This window comes from Fimbriimonadaceae bacterium (assembly GCA_019638775.1).
Taxonomy (GTDB): domain Bacteria; phylum Armatimonadota; class Fimbriimonadia; order Fimbriimonadales; family Fimbriimonadaceae; genus JAHBTD01.
On sequence record JAHBTD010000001.1, the window covers coordinates 1,063,062 to 1,082,548 of the forward strand.

The window sequence follows — 19,487 nt, forward strand, 5'->3', positions numbered from 1 at the left end:
AACCTGCAGGGAATTGCGGGCGGTTGGTGCTATGAGAGCCCGGTGGGACAAGAAAGTCTTCGTAGTGGCATGGATGCTTATCTGTGCTGTGTTTGGCGTTGCCCAAGGTACCGAAGGAACGTATCGTCTTCAACCGGAAGACATCCTCCGCATCCAGGTCTATAACGAAGTCCAGATCAATGTTCTGGTTACCGTTGGACGCGATGGAAACATCAGCGCTCCGTTTGTCGGGATTCTCCGCGCTCAGGGACGAACCACTTCCGAGCTCGAAGAGGACCTCGTAAAGGAGTATCAAAAGAAGCTCCGAATCCGCGATCCTAAAGTTTCGGTCACCATCGAGAAGTTCCGCGAACTCTACGCCACCATCGGCGGAATGGTTCAGCGACCCGGAAGAGTGCCGATCCGACCCGGCGACACCATTGCCACCCTTATCAGTCAAGGGAACCCCGATCTGGATCGAGCCGACCTGCGACGGGCGACGCTGCGACGTTCAAACTCCGTCGAGCAGATCCCCGTCGATCTGTATTCGCTGCTCTATCGTGGCGATACTTCCCAGAATTATCAGCTTGAGGACGGCGACGAACTTATCGTCCCCGAGAACCCAAGAAATCGTATCTACGTCATCGGAACAGTGCAAGCGCCCGGCGCTTTCCCCTACAAAGAGCCGATGCGCGTGATGGATGCGCTTGCGATGGCAAGAGGCGAGATTCAGCGCGAGACATTCTTGAGCCGCGTCAAAGTCTTGCGTGAGCAACCGGGCTTCCCCGGTCAGTATGTCGAAATCAAGGCGAACCTCGTTCGATTCTTGAACAACGGAGACTATGCGCAGAATGTGGCGCTTGAGCCGGGTGACATCGTCTACGTGCCGCGCACAAAGACGCCAAACCTGAATGAGATTGGCGCTGCTGTGAACTCTGCGTTCTTCATCGACCGCTTCCTCAGAGAAGGCCTATTCGGTCTCCGCATTCCGTTCATTGGTCGGTAGCTTGAGAGCTTGGAGTGAGTAGCTAGGAGCGGGGAGCTACTTCAAGCTGTCGGTGATCGGCAATTGGGATCAGTGGATCTGCGATCAGCACTCAGAGATCGGGCATCTGGAATCAGCTCTCAGGACCTTGCTCCCAGCACCAAACTCTGTGCTCGCAGCTCCTAGCTACTCACTCATAGCTCACAGCTACCCGCTACTCCGCATCTTCGCGTGGGACATACTCGAAGTTCTTGAACCACCAGGCCCCTAAGCCGAGGCAGGCCACAATCAAGAAGCCCATCGTGAGATAGCCCGTCGAAGGGAGCAAGATATTGCTCGACAGCTCGCCCGAAAGACCCGTCCCAAGCGTATTTAACTGCCCACCGGAGGACGGTCTTTCAGCGATCGCGGTGAGGTAGCTAAAGATGGATAATCGGTACATCGTGCCCGGCATGTTCGGAATCGCCATTTCCCAGCCAAACGCAAACAAGAGGCAGATCAGCATGGAGCGGTTAAGCCAAAGGCTGATGAGCACGAAAAGCGAAACATACGCTGCCGCCCCGACGAAGAGCGCCTTGATGTCCCGCAGCATAAGGTCGTTCGTAAACCCTGCCGTCCCCATCACAGAGACGCTGACCGCGAGGGCCGCAATAGCCCCGATCACGAAGGTAACCACGATGGCAGCCGCTGTACGCGCCAGAAGGATTTTGGGGCGAGGCACTGGCCTCGTCAGTAGGTAAACGATGGTCTTTTGCTCAACCTCTTGGGCCACAACGACCGCAGCAAAGATTGCCGCGATCAAGGCAAGCAAACGAAACACGAGCCAGCCGCTCAATGTCGCATAGGCATCGCGCTCCTTTTCCTGCTTTGTGAGCGCTACGGGCGGTTCGGACACGTCGACTTCCGGCTCCGATTCGTTGACCTCAACTTCGCCACCCGGCGAATCAACGGCTCGTCCGTTATCAGGCTGTGCACGATTGCCCTCGACTTGATTCGAGGTGTTTGGCTGCCCCTCGCTGCCGTCCTGCGCGGGCGTTTGCGTTCTTATGACACGTGTTGATCTCGAGTCCTCAACCGCCCGCACCATCGTGAAGACTTTGCCGAACGCAAAAAACGCAGCGATGACCAACAGCCAGACGACAAGGCGCTTGGCTCGGATGAGCTCGATTAGGGTCGTCTTGAACAGATACAGCTCGATCATGCTTCCACCAGATATCGGAAAACCGCTTCAAGGTTGTTGTCGGGGCTGGAAAAGCCTTCGATGGGAAGACCATGCTCCAGCGCGAGCGTCGGCAAGAAATCGTAAAACTGAGCGGGCTCTCTGGTCTGAAGTTCCAGCGAGCGCCCGTTTGGCTCAAAACGTACATTCAGCACATACGGCAGTTCGACAAGTTTGGAGGCCACAGCCCGTGGCTCCGAGGTATCGACGCGTATCCGTTGCGGGTACTTGTCGATCAATTCGCGTATCACGCGAATGTTTCCGGTGGCGAGCAAACGGCCGCGATGAAGCAGCAACACGTTTCGCGTCATCTGCTCCACCTCAAAAAGAATGTGGCTGCTCACGATGATCGTCTTGCCCTCGTTTGCCAATTCACCAAGGAGATCCATCAACTGCCGGCGACCCATCGGGTCAAGGCCGTTCAGTGGCTCGTCGAGAAGGATGATCTCGGGGTCATGGAGCATAGCCTGGGCGAGCTTAATGCGCTGGCGCATACCTTTGCTGTAACCCGCAATCTTTCGATCCGACGCTTCGAGCATCCCCACCCTTTGCAACATCTCCAATGTCCGGCTCTTTGCTGCCGAGTTGTCGAATCCAGCCATTCGGGCAAGGAAGAAGACAAACTGATACCCGGTCATATGCTCGTAGAAGTTGTCGATGTCCGGGCAATAGCCAAGGTGTTTAAAGACATCGGGGTTCGCATACGGATCAAGACCCTTTACCGAAACCGAGCCGGTCGTCGTTTTTAGCTGGCCTGTGATCAGGCGCATCATCGTTGTCTTGCCAGCGCCGTTTTGCCCGAGCAAAGCGGTGATTCCCGGCATGATCTGACAATTGACATCGTTGATGCCGATCACCTGTCCATACCAGCGCGAAGCGCCTGTAAACTCGATCAACCTACCACCTCCACCGCACGAATCCTCGACCATGCTATTCGGAGGAAAATCGCACTGAGCACGCTCACAATGCCGAGCATGATCCACAAATTGGGGGCTGGAACCGATGGAACCGGACTTCGAAAGCCGAAATAGGGGCTTCCATCCGTTCCGAGGATGGCTTTGCCAAGGCCGATATTGATGCCGTCTACCGATGCGTAGTACAAGCGTCCAATGATCTCCAGCGGGCCCGTAATGGTTGCTTGTGCGTCGTTCCGCCCACGGTTCTGCTGCATGATGGTGATCGCCCAACTCACGGCCATCAACTGCGTGAAGAAGTTCGTCAAGAAGTACAGCCCCGCCATCGTCGCCCCCGCGATGCGTCCCTGCTTAAAGAGTGAGCTGATACCGATGACCAAGCTGGAATAAAACGCAGCCGAGACAATCACGAAAGCCGCCATCTTCAGCGGAACCCATACATCGCTGAGGAACCCGTAGTCTCGATAGCTCATAAACCCGTAGCCATAAAAGACCGCGCTTGGGACGGCCATACACATCACAAGCAGTAGAAAAACACCAAACCACTTGCCCAGCAGATAGTCGCGCTTGTCGCAGGGTTTGCTCAGATAGACGAGCAAAGCGTTGGCGCGGTTGTCGTTGGCGATACTGCCCGCCCCGACGAGCACAGCGATCATCAGGAACCACATTTGACCTGTCGAGAGCCCGTGGACAAACTGATCCTTCCAGATGATCTGGGTGATGAATTGCGTAAACGGATTCGCCGCGCCTGCTGCCCCTGTGACGGGAGCTTGCGACGTGGCGGCCTGCTCGGCGAAGAACAGGATCGTCATCATTGCAAGGTAGTAGCCTGCCGAAAGGATGAGCAGGAACCACATCCACTTCTTCTTGATCGCCATCCTGAACGTCATGCGCGCGATGACCCACCATCGCATGGTCGGCGACTCAAGGTCACCCTCGTACCCGCGATACGTGAGGTCGGCAATTGGGGAAGAGCTGATCTGATACTCGGACATTACACATTCACCGCCTGCAAGAACGCCTCCTCAAGGCTGCGTTGGGCGACACGGAAGCCGCGAACCTGGGTGTTCGTTTGGCGAGCCGCCTCAAACACGAGCTTGGCGATCTCATCGGGTGTGCCGGGGGCTTGGATGCGGTAGGTTTGGTGCGAAACACTCAAAAGCTGTCCGCCCAACATTGCTATCGCATTCACCCATGCTCCACTTTCTTCGCGCAGCTCAACGTCGACCGGCTGCCCTTCAATCTTTTGCAATTCGAGGATTGAGCCCTCCATTACTAATTGCCCTCGGACCACCACGACAACATGGTCGCAGACTCGCTCAATGTCCGGTAGGAGGTGACTGGAGACGATCACATTAATGCCCTTGCCGTGGGTGATGGAGCGCACCAACTCCAACATATCCTCGCGCCCTGCGGGATCAAGTCCATTCGTCGGCTCGTCGAGAAGGAGGAGTTTGGGGCCATGGACGAGCGCTTGGGCAAGCTTGATGCGCTGTTTCATGCCTGTCGAATAGGTTTCGACGTTGCGATAGCGTGCCTCGCCGAGGCCGCAGTACTCCAGGACCTCGTGGGCTCGCCTGAGGGCTTGGTCTCCAGGCATACCGGCAAGCTCGCCCGCGTAGGCGACGAAGCCAACAGCGCTCATGCCTGGGATATGACAGTCTTGCTCTGGCATCAGCCCAAGCCGCTGCCGAATCAAGCGTCCTTGCGAGCCGATGTCGTAGCCGAGGACAGAGCCACCGCCACCGGCAGAGGCAACAAAGCCGAGGATCGTTTTAAGGAGAGTCGTCTTCCCCGCCCCGTTAGGCCCGAGCAGACCCACACAGCCGGGAGGTATCTCGACAGAGAAGTCGCTTAACGCGGTGAACTGTCCATAACGAACGGTCAGATTTCGTATTGAGGCAACGCTCACGATGTTTTACTTTACTACGACCTCTTCCCAAGGTGGGCCATATGACGGCAGAAGAGGGCCCTTTCATGCCTAATGGGGCCGATAGCCTCAAGGTATCCTCACTCCATATTCGGTCCGCTCTGCGTGCGCCGAGAAAGGATTTGTTCAACTATGGAAACAACGCTTGTACTGATTAAGCCGGGTGGCGTAGAGCGAAATCTGATCGGCGAGATCACTCGACGGATCGAAGCCCGCAACCTCAGCATCGCCGCGATGAAGCTCATCAATGCAGACAGGGCAACTGTTGAAGAGCACTACGACGAGCATCGCGAGCGCCCATTCTTTAAGGATGTCTGCGATTATCTGACAAGCGGCCCGATTGTGGCCATGGCTGTAAGCGGTACAAACGCCGTGAAGGCTATCCGCTCAATGATGGGGGCAACAAACCCGCTGGACGCGCTTCCCGGTACGATTCGGGGCGACCTAGCTCTTTCGATCGACGACAACCTCACCCACTCCAGCAGCGATGCCGAAGCCGCCGAGCGCGAACTTGGGCTTTGGTTTAAGGAAGGAACCGTTCGGTAAGCAACTGTTTGAAATCAGAAATCGGATATCTGATATCCGATTTCTGATTTCTGATCTGTGACTTCTGCTTACAGCTTGATATCGACGATCCCGCTGACGCCGACTTCCTCGACGCCCTTGATGTTGCTCCAGTTCTTGCTGGCAACGGGGATCAGGGCTTTCAATCGAAGCTGATTCCCAAGAATCTTAGCTTCTGGCTGAGCCACGGCAACGACCGAATCCACCTTGTCGGGCGGGCCCATCACTTGAGCCGCTCCAATGGCCTGGTCCGAGTTGAGTCCGACGCTGTAAATCGGAACCACTTTCGTCTTGACTTTCTTGGTTTGCTCGCGGCCCCAAAGCTTGTTGATGCCTTTGTCGATATCCTTTCCGAAGGTGTTGACTACGGCGATGACTCCACCGATCTTCAAAATCTTATCAAGCTGCGAAAACGCAAACGTCGACATCAGGACAGACCCGGCAACGATTAAACTCAGTTTCTTGTTGACTTTCATCTCTTATTCTTCTCCCTACGCTATCCGACGACTACCACCAATTTTTCGTTTCCTATCTGTAGTACAAAAGCCCCCCGGTAGACCGAGAGGCTCTTGCACTGATCGTTGGCATTTTCCTGACTTAGAAGCGGATCGAAATCTGCGTCGTCAAGAATCCACCCGTGGCTCGGGAATCGCTGCTGCCGCTGAACGGATTGAATCCGGTCACGCCCTTGCCGTTGTAGTCGCTCATCTCCCACATGAAGCTCAGCTTCGAGTGGTTCCCCATGTCGTGGCTTAGGCCAAAGCGATACCAGCTCTCACGAGGCTTCTCGCTGAAGGCGTTAAGATCCCACTCTACGCACTCAGCTCCCAGCATCAAGTTCCAACTTGAACTGAGTCTGTGCTTCAACGAAGCGCTCAGAACCCGAAGCTTATCGTCTTGGGTAAGACCGCCACCGTCGGCGAGCATCACATCGCGACCTGTGTACCACTGACCTCCGAAGTGCACCTTGGTGCTGCTGCTGAGATCAAAGCCGATCCCAGCCATGAAGCCCTGCACGTCGGTGGGGTTCCACCAGATACCGACTCGGCCCCAGTCGCCCGGTGCGGCAAACTGCGGGTCGATGCTTCGGTAGCCGACATAGCCGTTCCAGCGTCCGCCGTCATACTTCAGCTTTGCCCACCATGCCGAGTTATCCTCGTCAAGTCGGGTTGTGCCGTTCTCCATCAGGTTCGACTGCGAGTAACCAGCATTGAGCTTCATCCGGTCGTTGACCTTCCAGTTGAAGTCGCCGCCGAAGACCACGACGCGATTGAAGACGTCGGAGCTGCCGATCAGCGATGTGGTGCTGTTCGAGTCGAAGATGAGGTAGTTGAGCTGTAGGTTGCCGTTCTGGCCCAGCGGCAGATCGGCGGTAAAGCCGAGGTGCTGATCCACAAAGATGTTGAAGCCGTTGCTTCCGTATCCGCGTGGTCGAGTGTCACCCGCTCCCTGATAAGAGTGCCCGGAACGTCCGGCAGCCATCGGGTTGATGTCGATGCCACTTGTTGTGAACCGGTCGCTCTGACGTCCGCCAAAGACCGTAAGGTCGGCGTTGCCCAGCTTAAAGTCCAGAATGGCGCCATCGAAGTACCAGTCGCCATTGTCCCAATACTCGCTGCGGAAGTACGGCGTGTTGTCGGGACGCTTCATAAAGTAACTGCCGACCTGATGTCCGAGCCGACCCATGGTTGCGCTAAAGTTCTGCCCCCATAGACTGGTGTCGTACTTCACCCAAAGGGTCTGCCACATCACATCGGTGTCACCCTCTTCAAACGGGCTGCCCGTGAAAACACCCGACATGTCGCCGAAGGCGACTCGGTCGAACGCGTTGTTGCCGTTAAACCCGGCGGAGGTGAAGCTGGCTGTCGTGCCGAACGTGTTGCCGATGACGAGGGTGCCGCCCCACTTGGGTCCGGTCTCGTTAGTGCCTTCAATCTCAAGGCCCATCTCGTGCAGAACGGTGAAGTCGCGGCCCACACCAACGGTGTTGCCGTTCTTGATGCCCGTGGGTCGGCCATCTTTTGTAATTCCCACACGCTCATCCTTGCTGTAGCCGTTGCCCATCCACAGGTTCAGATCGCCAGAAACCGCGATCGGGAACTTGCGATCCTCAAGAGCCTTAACGCGCTTCTCGAGGTCGGCAAAGCCCTTCTTCATGGCTTCGACGTCGACACCCATGGAAGCAAGCTCCTTCTCAAAAGTTGCTGCCATGCGCTTGAGGTTAGCGATTTCGTCTCCCCAAGCCTTCATGCCGTCGATCTGGGATTGTGCTGCAGCCAGAGCGTCTCGCACCTGGCGAAGCTCGGCGGCACTGGCAAAGCCTCGATGGCTAATTGATTCTTCCAGAGCCTTGATCTGTCCGGCAAGGCCGTCCGTCACACCCATCATCTTCATGTAGAGGGCGTTAAGGGCGACTGCCATTTCGTATCGGGAAGCCGGTCTTCCACCTCGGAAGAGGCCATCCGGGTAACCGACCAAGAGGCCGGCGTTCTTCAGTCGTGCGAGGGCTTCGTATGCCCAGTGATTGTCCGGGGTATCCGGAAATGCGTCCTGCGCAGATGCGGGAGCGGCCAAAGCCACTGCCATCACGGCGCTGAGCGCGTAAACGAACGTTCGTTTCATATGGTTACACTGCTCCTTGTGTCTTGGAGTGCGCTAACCCGAACGAAGCCGCTGTGCGAGTGAGGATTCGTAGCCTACAACTTTCCTTGAGTTTCCTGTAGGTTGCAAAAAGCCTGCCCGCCCAAGCCTTCCTTCGCGTCCTGCGTACTTTCTCAGTTGAAGGGAGAAAATCCCCCGTCCAAATCCCATTATGACGAGATGCGTCAAAGGAAGCAAGCAGAAAAAAGGAGGCCGCCAAGTTGGCGGCCTCCTTCAGATTGAACACACAAATCGTTACGCTGCCGAGTACTGATCTTCGATACGCTCGGTAAACGACCTGACTGGAAGACCTTCAAGCTCAAGAACCGCCTTTGCGACCTCTCGCATATCTTGGGCAGCCAAGCAGTCAGGAGCTGCAAGCATAAATGGACGACGTTGGCGCACACATCGTGAAGCCTCGTCGTCGCGCCGGATGAAACCGAGGTAATTTAGGTCGGCCTTTAGGAACTGCATCGTGATGGCGGCGAGCGTCTTGTAGCTACGCTGGGCTTCAATCTCGTTGTCCACCACATTTGCAAGCACATGAGCGCGCACGCCTTTCTTCTGCCGAGACAGCATCTTCACCGTGGCGTACGCGTCGGTCACGCTGGCCGGATCGGGAGTTGAAACCACCAAGGCCTCGTCGGCAACTTTAAGAAAAGCCATGACTCGACGATCAATGCCTGAGCCGGTATCGAAGATCAGATAATCCGTTTCCGACTCGATAGCGAAGAGCTGCGTGAAGAATTTGGCGAGGCGCTTGGGTCCAGCCGACATCAGCGACCCTACCGCCGCCGCACCGGAAATCATCCGAATTCCACCGGGCCCCTCATGAATCGTTTCGCGGACGGTCTTCTCGCCGCTGAGCACGTGCTGAAGTGTGAATTCCGGCTTTAGCCCGAGCATCACATCGATGTTTGCCAGTGCAAGATCGGCGTCGAAAAGAACGACTCTTTTCCCTTTCTCTGCCAACGCCATTGCTAACGCGATAGAGAGCGTCGTCTTTCCGACTCCGCCCTTGCCCCCTGTAACTGCAAGAACTCTCATGCTGCCCCCTTTTCGACTCGGCTTGGCGCTTGTGTTGGAGCTTGATTGTCGAGCATCTCGTGGAGTGCGTCGAAGTCGCGTCGCTTACCGGTCTTGCGGGCGCGCTCCGTCTTGGACTTCCCACGCACATAGATTGCCTGGATGGCGCGTCGAAGCTGAGTAGGCGTTGCCAATACAGCCTGCACTTTCTTTCGAGTCTTGTTTGCCACCCAATCCAGCGCCTCAAGATCGAGCGGATCGGAAACCGCCATTAAGACGCGGCTGTCGTCAACATTCAGGGCAAGGCACTGATGTTCCGTGGCAAATTCATAGTCGATCAAACTAGCCGCTTCGGGGCTGACTTCTTCGGAACTGAGGTCGACAACGGCGTGATGAAACTGCCTTGCGATTGCCTCAGCGACTTGCTCTTCACGGACAAATCCAAGTTCAGTTAATACTTCACCGAAGCGTGCTCTTGTCCTCTGCTGCCATTTCAGCGCCTTCTCTAGCTGCCCCTTCGTTAAAAATCCATCAGCCACCAGCAACTCACCGATGCGCTGATATTCCAGTTTGCTCGACATGGTATTACCAATCGTCGGAAGATGACTGGTTTGTCCTTATGTTTCGGGCCAAATACAGCATGCTTTTTTGCCAAGAACCTGGCAACAAAGGCCATCATGCATCGCCAAAGAGTAGGCGGAAGAAGGGAGATTTCTGTGCGTCGGCTGGGATTCGAACCCAGGACCCACGCCTTAAAAGGGCGTTGCTCTACCGCTGAGCTACCGACGCGGACTCGCGGATGGTACCTGATACGCATGCTGAGCGTGAGGACCGTTGAATCATCCGTTCGTTTCAATATCGGGTTGGGACCGGCTACTGAGTTTGGCTCTGTGAACGGTAGAATTGAGCCTGCATCGTCGGCTTGCCCATGGACCAGTCTCGCATCCGTAACTTCTGCATCATCGCTCACATCGACCACGGCAAGTCCACGCTTGCCGACCGGCTGATCGAGCGCTGCGGGGCTATACGTGGCACTGCAAAAGAGCAGATGTTGGACTCGATGGATATTGAGCGTGAGCGCGGCATCACCATCAAGATGGCGGCTGTGCAGCTTCTTTACACCGCGAAAGACGGACTTACCTATCAACTGAACCTAATCGATACGCCCGGGCACGTCGATTTCACTTATGAGGTTTCACGCGCACTCGCCGCTTGTGAAGGTGCGTTGCTGGTTGTTGATGCCAGCCAGGGTGTCGAAGCCCAAACCATCGCGAATGCTGGCATGGCGATGAACCAGAACCTGGAAATCGTCCCCGTCATTAACAAGATTGATCTGCCCCATGCTGATGTGGACCGTGCAAGGGAGGAGATCGAGAGCGCAGTTGCTATAGATGCAAGTGATGCCATCCCTTGCTCAGCGAAGGCTGGAATCGGGATTGACGACATCTTGGAAGCCATAGTCGCCAGAATCCCTGCCCCTGCGGGGGATGCCCAGTCTGCTCTGCGTGCCCTGATCTACGACTCGCACTTCGATTCCTATCAGGGAGCCATTGCCTATTGTCGAGTTAAGGATGGCACGGTGAAGAAAGGCGACCGGATTAAAATGATGTCCACCGGGTCGGTATTCGATGTGGACTCGGTGGGTGTTTTTCGACCGGCCCTTGAAGTGACCGATCAGTTAGATTGTGGCGAAGTTGGGTTTGTCACCGCGGCAATGAAAGCGATTGGGGACGCTCAGGTGGGCGATACCGTGACCTACGCAGACCGCCCTGCCTTGGAAGCTCTGCCGGGCTACCGGAAAGCGCTGTCGATGGTGTTTTGCGGTCTGTATCCTAGCGATGGCGACCAGTACGAAGACCTCCGCGACGCCATTGAAAAGCTGAAATTAAACGATGCTTCCTTGAACTTTACGCCAGAAACGTCAGCTGCCCTAGGTTTTGGATTCCGTTGTGGCTTTCTGGGGCTTCTGCACATGGAGATTGCCCGTGAGAGGCTTGAGCGTGAATTTGCTCTTGACCTTATCCTGACTGCTCCCAGTGTCGACTATCTGGTCACCTTGAAAAACGGGCAGTCGCTACATGTTGCCAATCCGAGCCTCATCCCGGACGCAAATGAGATTGCAACCATTGAGGAGCCGATCGTGAATGCCACGATCATGGTGCCAAATGAGTATGTCGGGGCGGTGATGACGCTGTGCCAAGAGCGACGAGGGACCTATAAGCGAACGGAATACCCCACCCCTCAGCGCGTCATCCTGTACTACACGCTTCCCCTCGGTGAAATCCTTCTTGACTTCTTCGACAAGCTGAAATCCTCGACACGAGGCTATGCTTCGTTCGACTACGATCTGGGTGGGTACCAGACCGCAGATCTGGTCAAGCTCGACATTCTTCTTAATGGCGATGTCGTCGATGCGCTCTCCTTCATCGTGCACAAGAGTTTCTCTTACCAGAGAGGCCGCGCCATGGTAGAGCAACTTCGCAAAGTTGTCCCAAGACAGCAGTATGAGGTCAGGGTTCAGGCCGCGATTGGGGCAAAAGTGATCGCCGCCGATACGATCAAGCCGTTCCGCAAGAACGTGATTGCCAAGTGCTACGGTGGTGACATCACCCGTAAGCGCAAGCTTCTGGAGAAGCAGAAAGAAGGTAAAAAGCGCATGAAGCAGATAGGCTCCATCGAACTGCCTCAAGAGGCCTTTCTAAGCGTTCTTAAAGTCGCAGAATGACGCCAAGAATCGTTTAACAATTATTTTTTAAAACTTTAATAGTTTACTCTTGAAATATCACATTCTCAGCGCGATTATTAAAAAATTACAATCTCCTCTTGCGTGCATGACAATTTAGTGTTATTATGCCAAAGGGGGAGGCGATGCGTTTACGTAATTACCTTAGGCTCTTTATAGTGTTCATTACAGTCTTCGGACTGTGGCTCGCAGCATCTCTTAAAATGGCGTCTATGAGTGGCTGGTACAGCTACCTTGAAAAGACACAACTTGTACCTGCAAAGCTCATTCCAACCTTGGCTGTGAGCATCATTGTCTTCGAGATTTTGTTTCCGCTTCTGGCTCTGATCCCACGCACAAGAAAGTTAGGCAGCACGTTGATGGCGGGGCTTTTTGGCAGTTTTGCTGCCTATCACTTCGCCAAGATCATGTCAGGAGACTTCACCTCTTGTGGCTGTTTTGGGTCTGCTCTGGACTTACCTCCAACGCCAATGATGGTTATCACTGGCAGTCTGGCTGTCGGTACAGTAGTCGCCTTTGGGCTTCATAAGTCGATGTTTCATCGTATCGGTATCTTTTGGAGGTCGGCACCCAAGCAAGATCGCTATGCGGCGCTAGCATTCTCAGTATTGACTATCGGCGTCCTTACTTTCGTATGTGCCAGGCAGGTTGTGGCCGTCACAACACCAAAGCGTGTTCTGTACTATTTGGGGGTTGCAAAGACAGATGAGTTCGCGTCCACCATCCCTTTGCAGGAGGGCACACGACGTAAGCACCTTGTCGTTTTTGTTGACTATAAATGCCCATATTCGCGTGAACTGCTTCGTGACTTGCCACAACTTGCGCGGTGGTATGGCTTCTCTGTAAGTGTAGGTATCAATCCTGTTCTCGATCCAGAGGGGGAGTCGTTGGTTTTGGGTGGAATTGCGATGAGCGCCGCTCGCAATGGCAAATTTGAAGCCACCAACAACGAAATAGTCCAGGCGCTCAATCAACAAAAGGACTATCACAAACTTGATGCATCGCAGATCATGGCGGACGATCTCGCGATGGTGTCGAGTCAGAAGACATTGGGACAACGCTGGGGACGAACATCAGTTCCGTTATTGCTCGGTGTAACAGAGGACGGAAATGTGTTTATGCTGTCTCACGGCCCTAACCTCGGCATGTCAATTGAACGATTTGCAAGCCTAAGAAGCAATCTACGGCTTGCAGGAGAGGAAAATGAAAATTAATAAATTGACTTGGATTAGTAGTCTTACACTAATCGGTTCGCTCGCACTTGCGGCAGCGACTACACCATGTGGAAATGCTAAGACAGCAACTTACTACCCTGGTGGTGTGTGTACAACCAACTGGTTTGGAACACCATCTTGCTCTCAGCCCAGCTTGGCTCAGAACGGAGGATGTCCTGGATCCGGAAATGCCAAGAAGTGCGCTGTAATAAATGGCGCTCTGAACTTGCCGTTGTGGATGCCCGGCAATAACAATAACTGTGATGCTGGTTGTGTTCATACGGGTCAGAACACAACAATCAATTACACGACAGGGCGTCAACTTGATGAGCCTTGCGTTACAACTCCTCCACCGACGGAGCTGTAACTTAATATAGGAGGAAGGTGCGCTCGCACTTGTGGGCGCACCTGTAGAATCATGCGATACATATTATCATTCATGCTCATTGCAGCATCCCTGCTATCATTGGCAAACACTTTCCGAAGCCAATGGCCTGATAGGGTGAGCCTGCATTACGAAGGGATAGTGGTACATCAAGACGAACAAGCTAAGATCGACTTGAGAATCCTAAAGTCAGGCAACACCCTGTATGTTAGTATTAAAGACGATAGTTGGTCACACCGGGTTCTTGCCAACGGACAAACGATTTACAGCAGTTTGGCATGGGTGGATGATGAGCCGACTTTTAACGTCTATTCAGGAGTGCCCCTAGGCTATTGGCATATGCCTATGTTGCCTGGCAAACTATTGTTGCGCGACACCTTCACGCTAACGAGTCCGGTATCGGCGCAAATGACGGCGAAGGCAAAAGGAATTGTATGGGGTGGTTCTGATGGTCGGCCCGGAGAGAGAAATCCCTTGGAGGGAGAAGTTAGCCTTGTCGAGAAGGAAGGAGACACCGCTCTGGCCCAGTTTACGGGGGCAAGCCCAGACAACAATGTTCGAGCAGCCTCAATTCAGTCCAATCATGTTCAGGCTGGCTCAGTTTGGGTTCCTGGGAACATAGAGGAAACCCACTTTGACAGCCGCGGCGAGATTAAGTATGTTTGGAAGCTGATCGAGGCCAAGGTAAACGATAAGGCTGATCTTCCTCCCACGATTGAGTCTCTTTTAGGCCCGGAGTCGAACGTTCAGGACAACCGTCTTGGGGAGCCCATGGGAATCCGATATTCCGATTCTCTCGGAACTCTTGATGATCAGCTCACAGAGGCCAGGAGGATTAATGAAGAGGTCAAGGAGAAAGAACCGGGATCGAATCCGCTGCCGTGGATTATTGGAGCTGCTGTTCTGATTTCAGTGGGAACAACGGTTATTGTTCTGGCAAAGAAAGGCAGCCTGTAAGGGCATGGGAGAAGATCATGAAACTTAAAACTGGCTTTACACTAATCGAGCTGCTTGTGGTGATCGCGATCATCGCCATCATAGCAGCGCTGATGTTCCCTGTCTTTGGGCGGGCAAAGGTTGCAGCAAAGAAGGCGTCGGCGACGGCGAATGTGCGCCAGCTCAGCATGGGAATTCAGATGTATGGGACCGACTACGACGAAATGTATGTCCCTTACCATGATGTGAAAACAAGCATCGGCTTGCCCGACCCAACTGGACGTGGCTATTGGATGGTGAAGATCAGCTCCTATCTGGGAAGCAATCCTAAAGCGAGTGGCATGATCAATATGGCGCTTGCTGAGGACCTTTCTCCGATGTTCTTTGACCCCAATGAACCGTTTAAGACTCAGCTGAATTCTGGATGCAACTTTGGCGTCGTCAGTTCGTGGGGAATCTCTGAAGCGATCGTCGATCAGCTTGGCACGGAGACGAGACCCGCCACCCAAACCCCAGTTCCGATGTTCGTGTTTCAGAACCCATCGACTACTGTTCTCCTAGCGCAGACTCGCGATTGGGTTTGTGATGCACAGTTCCCAGGGTCAGCGTTGGCAGTCACACCCATTAAGAGCGGTCTTGGATGGAGCGCCAAGCAAACAACCGATGGGTTTTACGGCTCGGTGCAGTCGGTGTTTCGCCCAAGCGACCCCGGAGATGCGCTTGGAAAGAACCTTGTGGCGACGATGGACGGGTCGGTAAAGCTCGTCCCGGCGCATGAACTCGTTGAAAAGAAGGAGTGGTGGCTGCCTGGGGACGGGGATGACTATCGGTGATGGGCCACAAGCAAACAAGAAAACCTCCCGCAATCCTTTTGGGATGCGGGAGGTTTTTGCTACCTAGACCTTAGCTTAGGCAGATTTCTTTCGCCGTCGGAGAAGGGCAAGCGCGCCAACTCCTAGAACAGCCATTGTCGCGGGTTCAGGCACAGGCTGAGCCTCAACGTAGATGGAGATCTCGGGCGTAAACGCTTGACCATCCCAGTTGTTCAGGTCGCCCGCATTCGAGAACCAGAACGTGCCGTTATCAGCATAGACGCTGTTCTGTGTGTGGCCCCCCAGACTGTAGGCATCTACGCCGCTGCCCCCGACTGCACTCAAGGCGAGCCAGTAGCGTTGTCCATTGACGAGCGAGTTCGACGACAGTGCTGAGGTCACTAAGGTCATAGCGCCAGAGTTGTCCGACACGAACGCCGAAGAAGCCAATACCGTGCTCGTCGGTGCGTTTCCACCGTCAGCAAGCAACAGGAATTGGAACGTCGAGGGGTCTTGGCCTGAAGACTGAACATAAGCTCCACCGACCGTAGCCACATCACCCGTCGCTCCAGAGTGAATAAAGCTGTTCGCATAAATCCGAGTGAAAGGAAGCTGTCCAAGGGGCGACCAGCCGCCTGTATTTGGCGCTTTATCCACCACCACGTAAGCTTGGGACAAAGTTGCTCCCAAGGCAAAAACTACCAACAAAGTTTTCTTGATCATCAGAATCCTCCAAACCTTCATGCCGAATCGAATATACGAACCCGACCACGCCAGTATACTAACGACAGCAACATTAGTGTAGCTCGCACAATTACGGGGAAACATCGCACCCAAGAAAACTGATGTTGTGCCTCGATAGTCCTTACCCTTGGACCTACAAAATAACTCTACTCACGGCTTCCAGCTACCCCTTCCTACCTCTTAAAGCACCGTTCTATCCAAGAGCCTCGCCATAGGATTGATGGTTGGTCGAGGAGCCAACTCGAAGCAAAAAAGTCTCCCGTACCCTTGTTTGGGGCGGGAGACTCCTACGTTTGTCAGATGCCTATCGTTAGGCCGACTTCTTTCGTCGTCGGAGAAGGGCAAGAGCGCCCATCCCGAGAACTGCCATGGTCGCAGGCTCCGGAACCGGTCGTGCCTCAAGGTAGATCGCCATTTCAGGCGTCAGGCCTTGGCCGTCCCAGTTGTTCAGGTCACCTGCATTGGAGTACCAGAAAGTGCCGTTATCGGCATAGATGCTGTTCTGGGTGTGACCGCCCATCTGGTAAGCGTCTCCACCGCTGCCACCAACTGTGCTAAGAGCAAGCCAGTAGCGCTGTCCGTTCGTCAACGAAGCTGGCGAAAGACCAGCGGTAACGAGTGTCAGGGTCGTCGAACTTGTCGATGTGAAGCCCGACGAAGCCAAGATTGTGCTTGTCGGAGCGTTGCCACCATCGGCAAGTAGAAGGAATTGGAATGTCGTCGGCGATGCACCTTGGGCCAGCATATAAGCGCCAGCTACTGTGGCAACATCACCGGTTGCACCCGAGTGAATGAAGCTGTTTGAATAGATTGGTGTTGCCCCTAATGGGAACCACCACGGACCGATATCTGGCGTTTTGTCTATGACCACATAGGCCTGAGAAAGGGTTGCCCCCATTGCAAAAACTACCAACAAAGTTTTTTTGATCATCAGAATCCTCCAAACTTCTACCCTGATTCGCATATACAAACCAGGCCACGCCAGTATACAAACGACCGCAACATAAGTGTAGCTAGCACAATTACGGGGAATGTGGCCTGCCAAAGGCTCGTTATGGGCGACCGCAGTATTGCAGGTTCCCTGCTTCTCCAAGTCGCACTACAGTTACCCTTACTACTTTATGTAATCTTAGTACGGTTCAGCGACTTCCCAGTGGCCCGGCCACCAAACTCAACCTTTGCTCTGCAACTAGAGAGCGACATCCAGCGACAAAAAATGACCCCCGCACCCAAGGATGGGGCGGGGGTCAACTCGTGTGTCAGATAACTTAGGTTAAGCTGACTTCTTTCGTCGTCGGAGAAGGGCAAGTGCGCCAATTCCGAGAACAGCCATCGTTGCAGGCTCCGGTACCGGACGAGCTTCCACGTAGATCGCCATCTCAGGCGTGCGATTTTGGCCATCCCAGTTGTTCAGGTCGCCAGCGTTTGAGAACCAGAATGTGCCGTTATCGGCATAAACACTGTTCTGAGTGTGAGCTCCCATCTGATAGGAGTCTCCACCACTACCACCGACCGTGCTTAGGGCAAGCCAGTACCGTGTGCCGTTGACCAATGAATTAGCCGAGAGCCCAGCCGTTACCAATGTCAGCGTCGTCGAACTTGTCGACGTAAAGCCTGACGAAGCCAAGACCGTGCTGGTCGGGGCGTTTCCACCATCCGCCAGCAGCAGGAATTGGAACGTGGTTGGCGAAGCGCCCTGAGCCAACATGTATGCGCCACCTACAGAGGCCGAATCGCCGGTAGCTCCACTGTGGATGAAGCTGTTCGCGTAAATTGGGGTTGTGCCGAGTGGGTTCCAAAACGGACCGACATCTGGCGTTTTGTCAATTAAGACGTATGCTTGGGACAGTGTTGCCCCCATCGCAAAAACTACCAACAAAGTTTTCTTGATCATCAATATCCTCCAAATTCACAAATTAAATGGAATATTCAATCTGCGTCCCCCCAGTATACAGACCTTAGCTTTTTTGTGTAACTGGCATAATTACGGGGGCATTTGAACCTGAATGACCTTTCTCAGAGCATTTCCGCGTACGGCTTCACGCTGGCCTGCCCTGGGATATACAATGGGAGCTTATCCCATGCTTTGGCTGGCAATGACGGACCCCTAACCCTCTTTTGTAAACACATCCAACCGACCATCAAGCGCCACTTCAATAACGGTAACGTAAGGGTCGCAAAGCTCGCCCGGGACACCGATATACGCCACCGAAGGCGTCTCCAGCCAGCCTGCGCCGCCTTGCCGCTTGAACTCCAGCGGCTGTCCCGAAGCCAGGTGTTTCACTCCAAGGATCTTGTTGCGCACGCCCTTGACGGCGATGAACTCGTCTGCCTTGCCATAGAACATCAGGTAGAGCTTGGTGCCGTCGGCAGATTGGGTGGTCGGGCCGAAGAAGTGGGTCGCGGGCAGGCCGGGACGCGTGCCGTAAACTGCGGCTTCGTTTCGCTTGATCCACGCTCCCAACTCTTCCAAAACGTTCGCCTGCTCGTCAGGGACCGTGCCGTCCTCCATAGGGGCGATATCGAGGAGGAGGTTTCCGCCGCCTGAAAGCACCTCGGCGAAGATGCGGATGACCTGGCGCGGGCTTTTGAAATTGGTATCGACCGGGCGATACCCCCAGTTGTCGTTGATGGTCATGCAGAACTCCCACGGCCCTGGGGGCGGGATGATCGGCTGCCCCTGCTCGGGCGTGGCGTAGTCTCCGTGTCCGCGCATGCGCGAGTTCAGAATCATGTTCGGCTGCCATTGATGAAGCTGTTCCCGAAGCTCAGCCATACGCCACTGCTCGGCTGTGCGCTCCCAGTCGCCGTCGAACCACATCAGGTCGATGGGGCCGAACTGGGTGCAAAGCTCCTCTAGCTGTCCGCGATGAAACTTGAGGAAGTTCTCCCAACGCTCAGGATGATCGCCGTCTTGGCTGTAGGCGAAAGGGTTGCCTTTGTCTTCTGGGTTGCCGGAGGTGAGGGAGGCGTAGTCGGGATGCGACCAATCCAGATGCGAGAAGTAATAGCCGACCTTGAGCCCGTGCTTGCGCAGGGATTCGGCATAGGGCGTGATGAGATCGCGCGCGGCGGGGGTCTTCTTGACCACGCTCAGGTCGTTCTGCTTCGTATCCCAAAGCGCCACGCCGTCGTGATGCTTGGTGGTGAGGACTGCGTACTTCGCCCCCGAACGCACAAAGAGATCGCTCCAAGCATCGGGGTCCCACTTCGACGCGGTGAAGCCGTCGAGCTGGCTCATGTATTCGGGATATGTGGTCTCTTTGTTGAAGAAAGACCAGCTTTCGCTGGTGCCGTTGACGGCGTAAATGCCCCAGTGGATGAATATGCCGAGCTTGGCATCGAGGAACCAGTCTTGCATCATTTGCGATTATCCAGAGTCCAATCGTGAATCAA

General features: G+C 54.6%; 18 protein-coding genes and 1 tRNA gene. 6 read left to right on the forward strand and 13 right to left on the reverse strand.

Features of this window, described 5'->3' with window-relative positions; translation table 11 throughout:
- Positions 1-31: 31 nt before the first annotated feature.
- Complete coding sequence (locus tag KF784_04965) at positions 32-985, forward strand: polysaccharide biosynthesis/export family protein (protein ID MBX3118395.1); 954 nt, start codon at positions 32-34, stop codon at positions 983-985.
- 193 nt (positions 986-1,178) lie between these two features.
- Here the strand turns inward: KF784_04965 and KF784_04970 are convergent, their stop codons facing one another.
- From KF784_04970 to KF784_04985, 4 genes are read right to left on the reverse strand one after another with little or no spacing between them, the layout of a single operon-like run.
- Positions 1,179-2,165 carry an ABC transporter permease subunit gene (locus KF784_04970; protein ID MBX3118396.1) on the reverse strand — a complete coding sequence of 329 codons (987 nt, stop codon included), beginning with the start codon at positions 2,163-2,165 and terminating at the stop codon, positions 1,179-1,181.
- On the reverse strand, positions 2,162-3,079 hold the full coding sequence (locus tag KF784_04975; GenBank protein ID MBX3118397.1) for an ABC transporter ATP-binding protein: 918 nt from the start codon (positions 3,077-3,079) through the stop codon (positions 2,162-2,164). Before KF784_04975 ends, KF784_04970 begins: the two co-directional genes overlap by 4 nt.
- Entirely contained in the window at positions 3,076-4,092 is a 1,017-nt protein-coding gene (locus tag KF784_04980) for an ABC transporter permease subunit (GenBank protein ID MBX3118398.1), read from the reverse strand. The genes KF784_04975 and KF784_04980 overlap by 4 nt, the downstream gene beginning before the upstream one ends.
- Positions 4,092-5,009, reverse strand: a complete 918-nt coding sequence (locus KF784_04985) for an ABC transporter ATP-binding protein (GenBank protein ID MBX3118399.1) — start codon at positions 5,007-5,009, stop codon at positions 4,092-4,094. The genes KF784_04980 and KF784_04985 overlap by 1 nt, the downstream gene beginning before the upstream one ends.
- A gap of 150 nt (positions 5,010-5,159) precedes the next feature.
- On the opposite strand from KF784_04985, the gene ndk reads away from it, so the two are divergent.
- Positions 5,160-5,573: a nucleoside-diphosphate kinase gene (gene ndk / locus KF784_04990; protein ID MBX3118400.1), complete on the forward strand. Its 414-nt coding sequence runs from the start codon at positions 5,160-5,162 to the stop codon at positions 5,571-5,573.
- A gap of 68 nt (positions 5,574-5,641) precedes the next feature.
- On the opposite strand, the gene KF784_04995 is transcribed toward ndk, so the two are convergent.
- The 5 genes from KF784_04995 to KF784_05015 form a co-directional block, all read right to left on the reverse strand.
- A complete protein-coding gene (locus KF784_04995; protein MBX3118401.1) occupies positions 5,642-6,067 on the reverse strand; it encodes a hypothetical protein in 426 nt (141 codons plus the stop codon).
- A gap of 121 nt (positions 6,068-6,188) precedes the next feature.
- Positions 6,189-8,213 carry an S-layer homology domain-containing protein gene (locus KF784_05000; GenBank protein ID MBX3118402.1) on the reverse strand — a complete coding sequence of 675 codons (2,025 nt, stop codon included), beginning with the start codon at positions 8,211-8,213 and terminating at the stop codon, positions 6,189-6,191.
- A gap of 273 nt (positions 8,214-8,486) precedes the next feature.
- Positions 8,487-9,278: a P-loop NTPase gene (locus tag KF784_05005; protein MBX3118403.1), complete on the reverse strand. Its 792-nt coding sequence runs from the start codon at positions 9,276-9,278 to the stop codon at positions 8,487-8,489.
- Positions 9,275-9,838 (reverse strand): hypothetical protein, encoded by a 564-nt coding sequence (locus tag KF784_05010; GenBank protein MBX3118404.1) that lies wholly within the window; start codon positions 9,836-9,838, stop codon positions 9,275-9,277. The genes KF784_05005 and KF784_05010 overlap by 4 nt, the downstream gene beginning before the upstream one ends.
- 136 nt (positions 9,839-9,974) lie before the next feature.
- A tRNA-Lys gene (locus KF784_05015) sits at positions 9,975-10,046 on the reverse strand.
- Positions 10,047-10,185: 139 nt separating this feature from the next.
- On the opposite strand from KF784_05015, the gene lepA reads away from it, so the two are divergent.
- The 4 genes from lepA (at position 10,186) to KF784_05035 (ending at position 15,368) form a co-directional block, all read left to right on the forward strand.
- Positions 10,186-11,982, forward strand: coding sequence for a translation elongation factor 4 (lepA, locus tag KF784_05020; protein ID MBX3118405.1), 1,797 nt, complete (start codon positions 10,186-10,188; stop codon positions 11,980-11,982).
- Positions 11,983-12,212: 230 nt separating this feature from the next.
- Positions 12,213-13,214, forward strand: a complete 1,002-nt coding sequence (locus KF784_05025) for a hypothetical protein (GenBank protein ID MBX3118406.1) — start codon at positions 12,213-12,215, stop codon at positions 13,212-13,214.
- A gap of 439 nt (positions 13,215-13,653) precedes the next feature.
- The gene (locus KF784_05030) at positions 13,654-14,556 is read left to right on the forward strand and encodes a hypothetical protein (GenBank protein ID MBX3118407.1); all 903 of its coding nucleotides are present in this window, start codon (positions 13,654-13,656) and stop codon (positions 14,554-14,556) included.
- 17 nt (positions 14,557-14,573) lie between these two features.
- Positions 14,574-15,368: a prepilin-type N-terminal cleavage/methylation domain-containing protein gene (locus KF784_05035; GenBank protein MBX3118408.1), complete on the forward strand. Its 795-nt coding sequence runs from the start codon at positions 14,574-14,576 to the stop codon at positions 15,366-15,368.
- 75 nt (positions 15,369-15,443) lie between these two features.
- On the opposite strand, the gene KF784_05040 is transcribed toward KF784_05035, so the two are convergent.
- The 4 genes from KF784_05040 to KF784_05055 all read right to left on the reverse strand — a co-directional run bounded on the left by KF784_05040 (position 15,444) and on the right by KF784_05055 (position 19,455).
- A complete protein-coding gene (locus tag KF784_05040) occupies positions 15,444-16,070 on the reverse strand; it encodes a PEP-CTERM sorting domain-containing protein (protein ID MBX3118409.1) in 627 nt (208 codons plus the stop codon).
- Positions 16,071-16,401: 331 nt separating this feature from the next.
- Positions 16,402-17,022, reverse strand: coding sequence for a PEP-CTERM sorting domain-containing protein (locus KF784_05045; protein ID MBX3118410.1), 621 nt, complete (start codon positions 17,020-17,022; stop codon positions 16,402-16,404).
- A gap of 342 nt (positions 17,023-17,364) precedes the next feature.
- The gene (locus KF784_05050) at positions 17,365-17,985 is read right to left on the reverse strand and encodes a PEP-CTERM sorting domain-containing protein (protein MBX3118411.1); all 621 of its coding nucleotides are present in this window, start codon (positions 17,983-17,985) and stop codon (positions 17,365-17,367) included.
- Positions 17,986-18,198: 213 nt separating this feature from the next.
- Positions 18,199-19,455 carry an alpha-L-fucosidase gene (locus KF784_05055; protein MBX3118412.1) on the reverse strand — a complete coding sequence of 419 codons (1,257 nt, stop codon included), beginning with the start codon at positions 19,453-19,455 and terminating at the stop codon, positions 18,199-18,201.
- Positions 19,456-19,487: the final 32 nt, after the last annotated feature.

Excerpts from the sequence above, each read along its gene's own strand:
- KF784_05025 (MBX3118406.1), top strand. The coding sequence starts at position 12,213 with ATGAGTGGCTGGTACAGCTACCTTGAAAAGACACAACTTGTACCTGCA.
- KF784_05055 (MBX3118412.1), bottom strand. The coding sequence starts at position 19,455 with ATGATGCAAGACTGGTTCCTCGATGCCAAGCTCGGCATATTCATCCAC.
- ndk (MBX3118400.1), top strand. The coding sequence starts at position 5,160 with ATGGAAACAACGCTTGTACTGATTAAGCCGGGTGGCGTAGAGCGAAAT.
- lepA (MBX3118405.1), top strand. The coding sequence starts at position 10,186 with ATGGACCAGTCTCGCATCCGTAACTTCTGCATCATCGCTCACATCGAC.
- KF784_05050 (MBX3118411.1), bottom strand. The coding sequence starts at position 17,985 with ATGATCAAGAAAACTTTGTTGGTAGTTTTTGCGATGGGGGCAACACTG.
- KF784_05005 (MBX3118403.1), bottom strand. The coding sequence starts at position 9,278 with ATGAGAGTTCTTGCAGTTACAGGGGGCAAGGGCGGAGTCGGAAAGACG.
- KF784_04980 (MBX3118398.1), bottom strand. The coding sequence starts at position 4,092 with ATGTCCGAGTATCAGATCAGCTCTTCCCCAATTGCCGACCTCACGTAT.
- KF784_05000 (MBX3118402.1), bottom strand. The coding sequence starts at position 8,213 with ATGAAACGAACGTTCGTTTACGCGCTCAGCGCCGTGATGGCAGTGGCT.
- KF784_04970 (MBX3118396.1), bottom strand. The coding sequence starts at position 2,165 with ATGATCGAGCTGTATCTGTTCAAGACGACCCTAATCGAGCTCATCCGA.
- KF784_04965 (MBX3118395.1), top strand. The coding sequence starts at position 32 with ATGAGAGCCCGGTGGGACAAGAAAGTCTTCGTAGTGGCATGGATGCTT.
- KF784_05010 (MBX3118404.1), bottom strand. The coding sequence starts at position 9,838 with ATGTCGAGCAAACTGGAATATCAGCGCATCGGTGAGTTGCTGGTGGCT.
- KF784_05030 (MBX3118407.1), top strand. The coding sequence starts at position 13,654 with ATGCTCATTGCAGCATCCCTGCTATCATTGGCAAACACTTTCCGAAGC.
- KF784_05040 (MBX3118409.1), bottom strand. The coding sequence starts at position 16,070 with ATGATCAAGAAAACTTTGTTGGTAGTTTTTGCCTTGGGAGCAACTTTG.
- KF784_05045 (MBX3118410.1), bottom strand. The coding sequence starts at position 17,022 with ATGATCAAAAAAACTTTGTTGGTAGTTTTTGCAATGGGGGCAACCCTT.
- KF784_04995 (MBX3118401.1), bottom strand. The coding sequence starts at position 6,067 with ATGAAAGTCAACAAGAAACTGAGTTTAATCGTTGCCGGGTCTGTCCTG.
- KF784_05035 (MBX3118408.1), top strand. The coding sequence starts at position 14,574 with ATGAAACTTAAAACTGGCTTTACACTAATCGAGCTGCTTGTGGTGATC.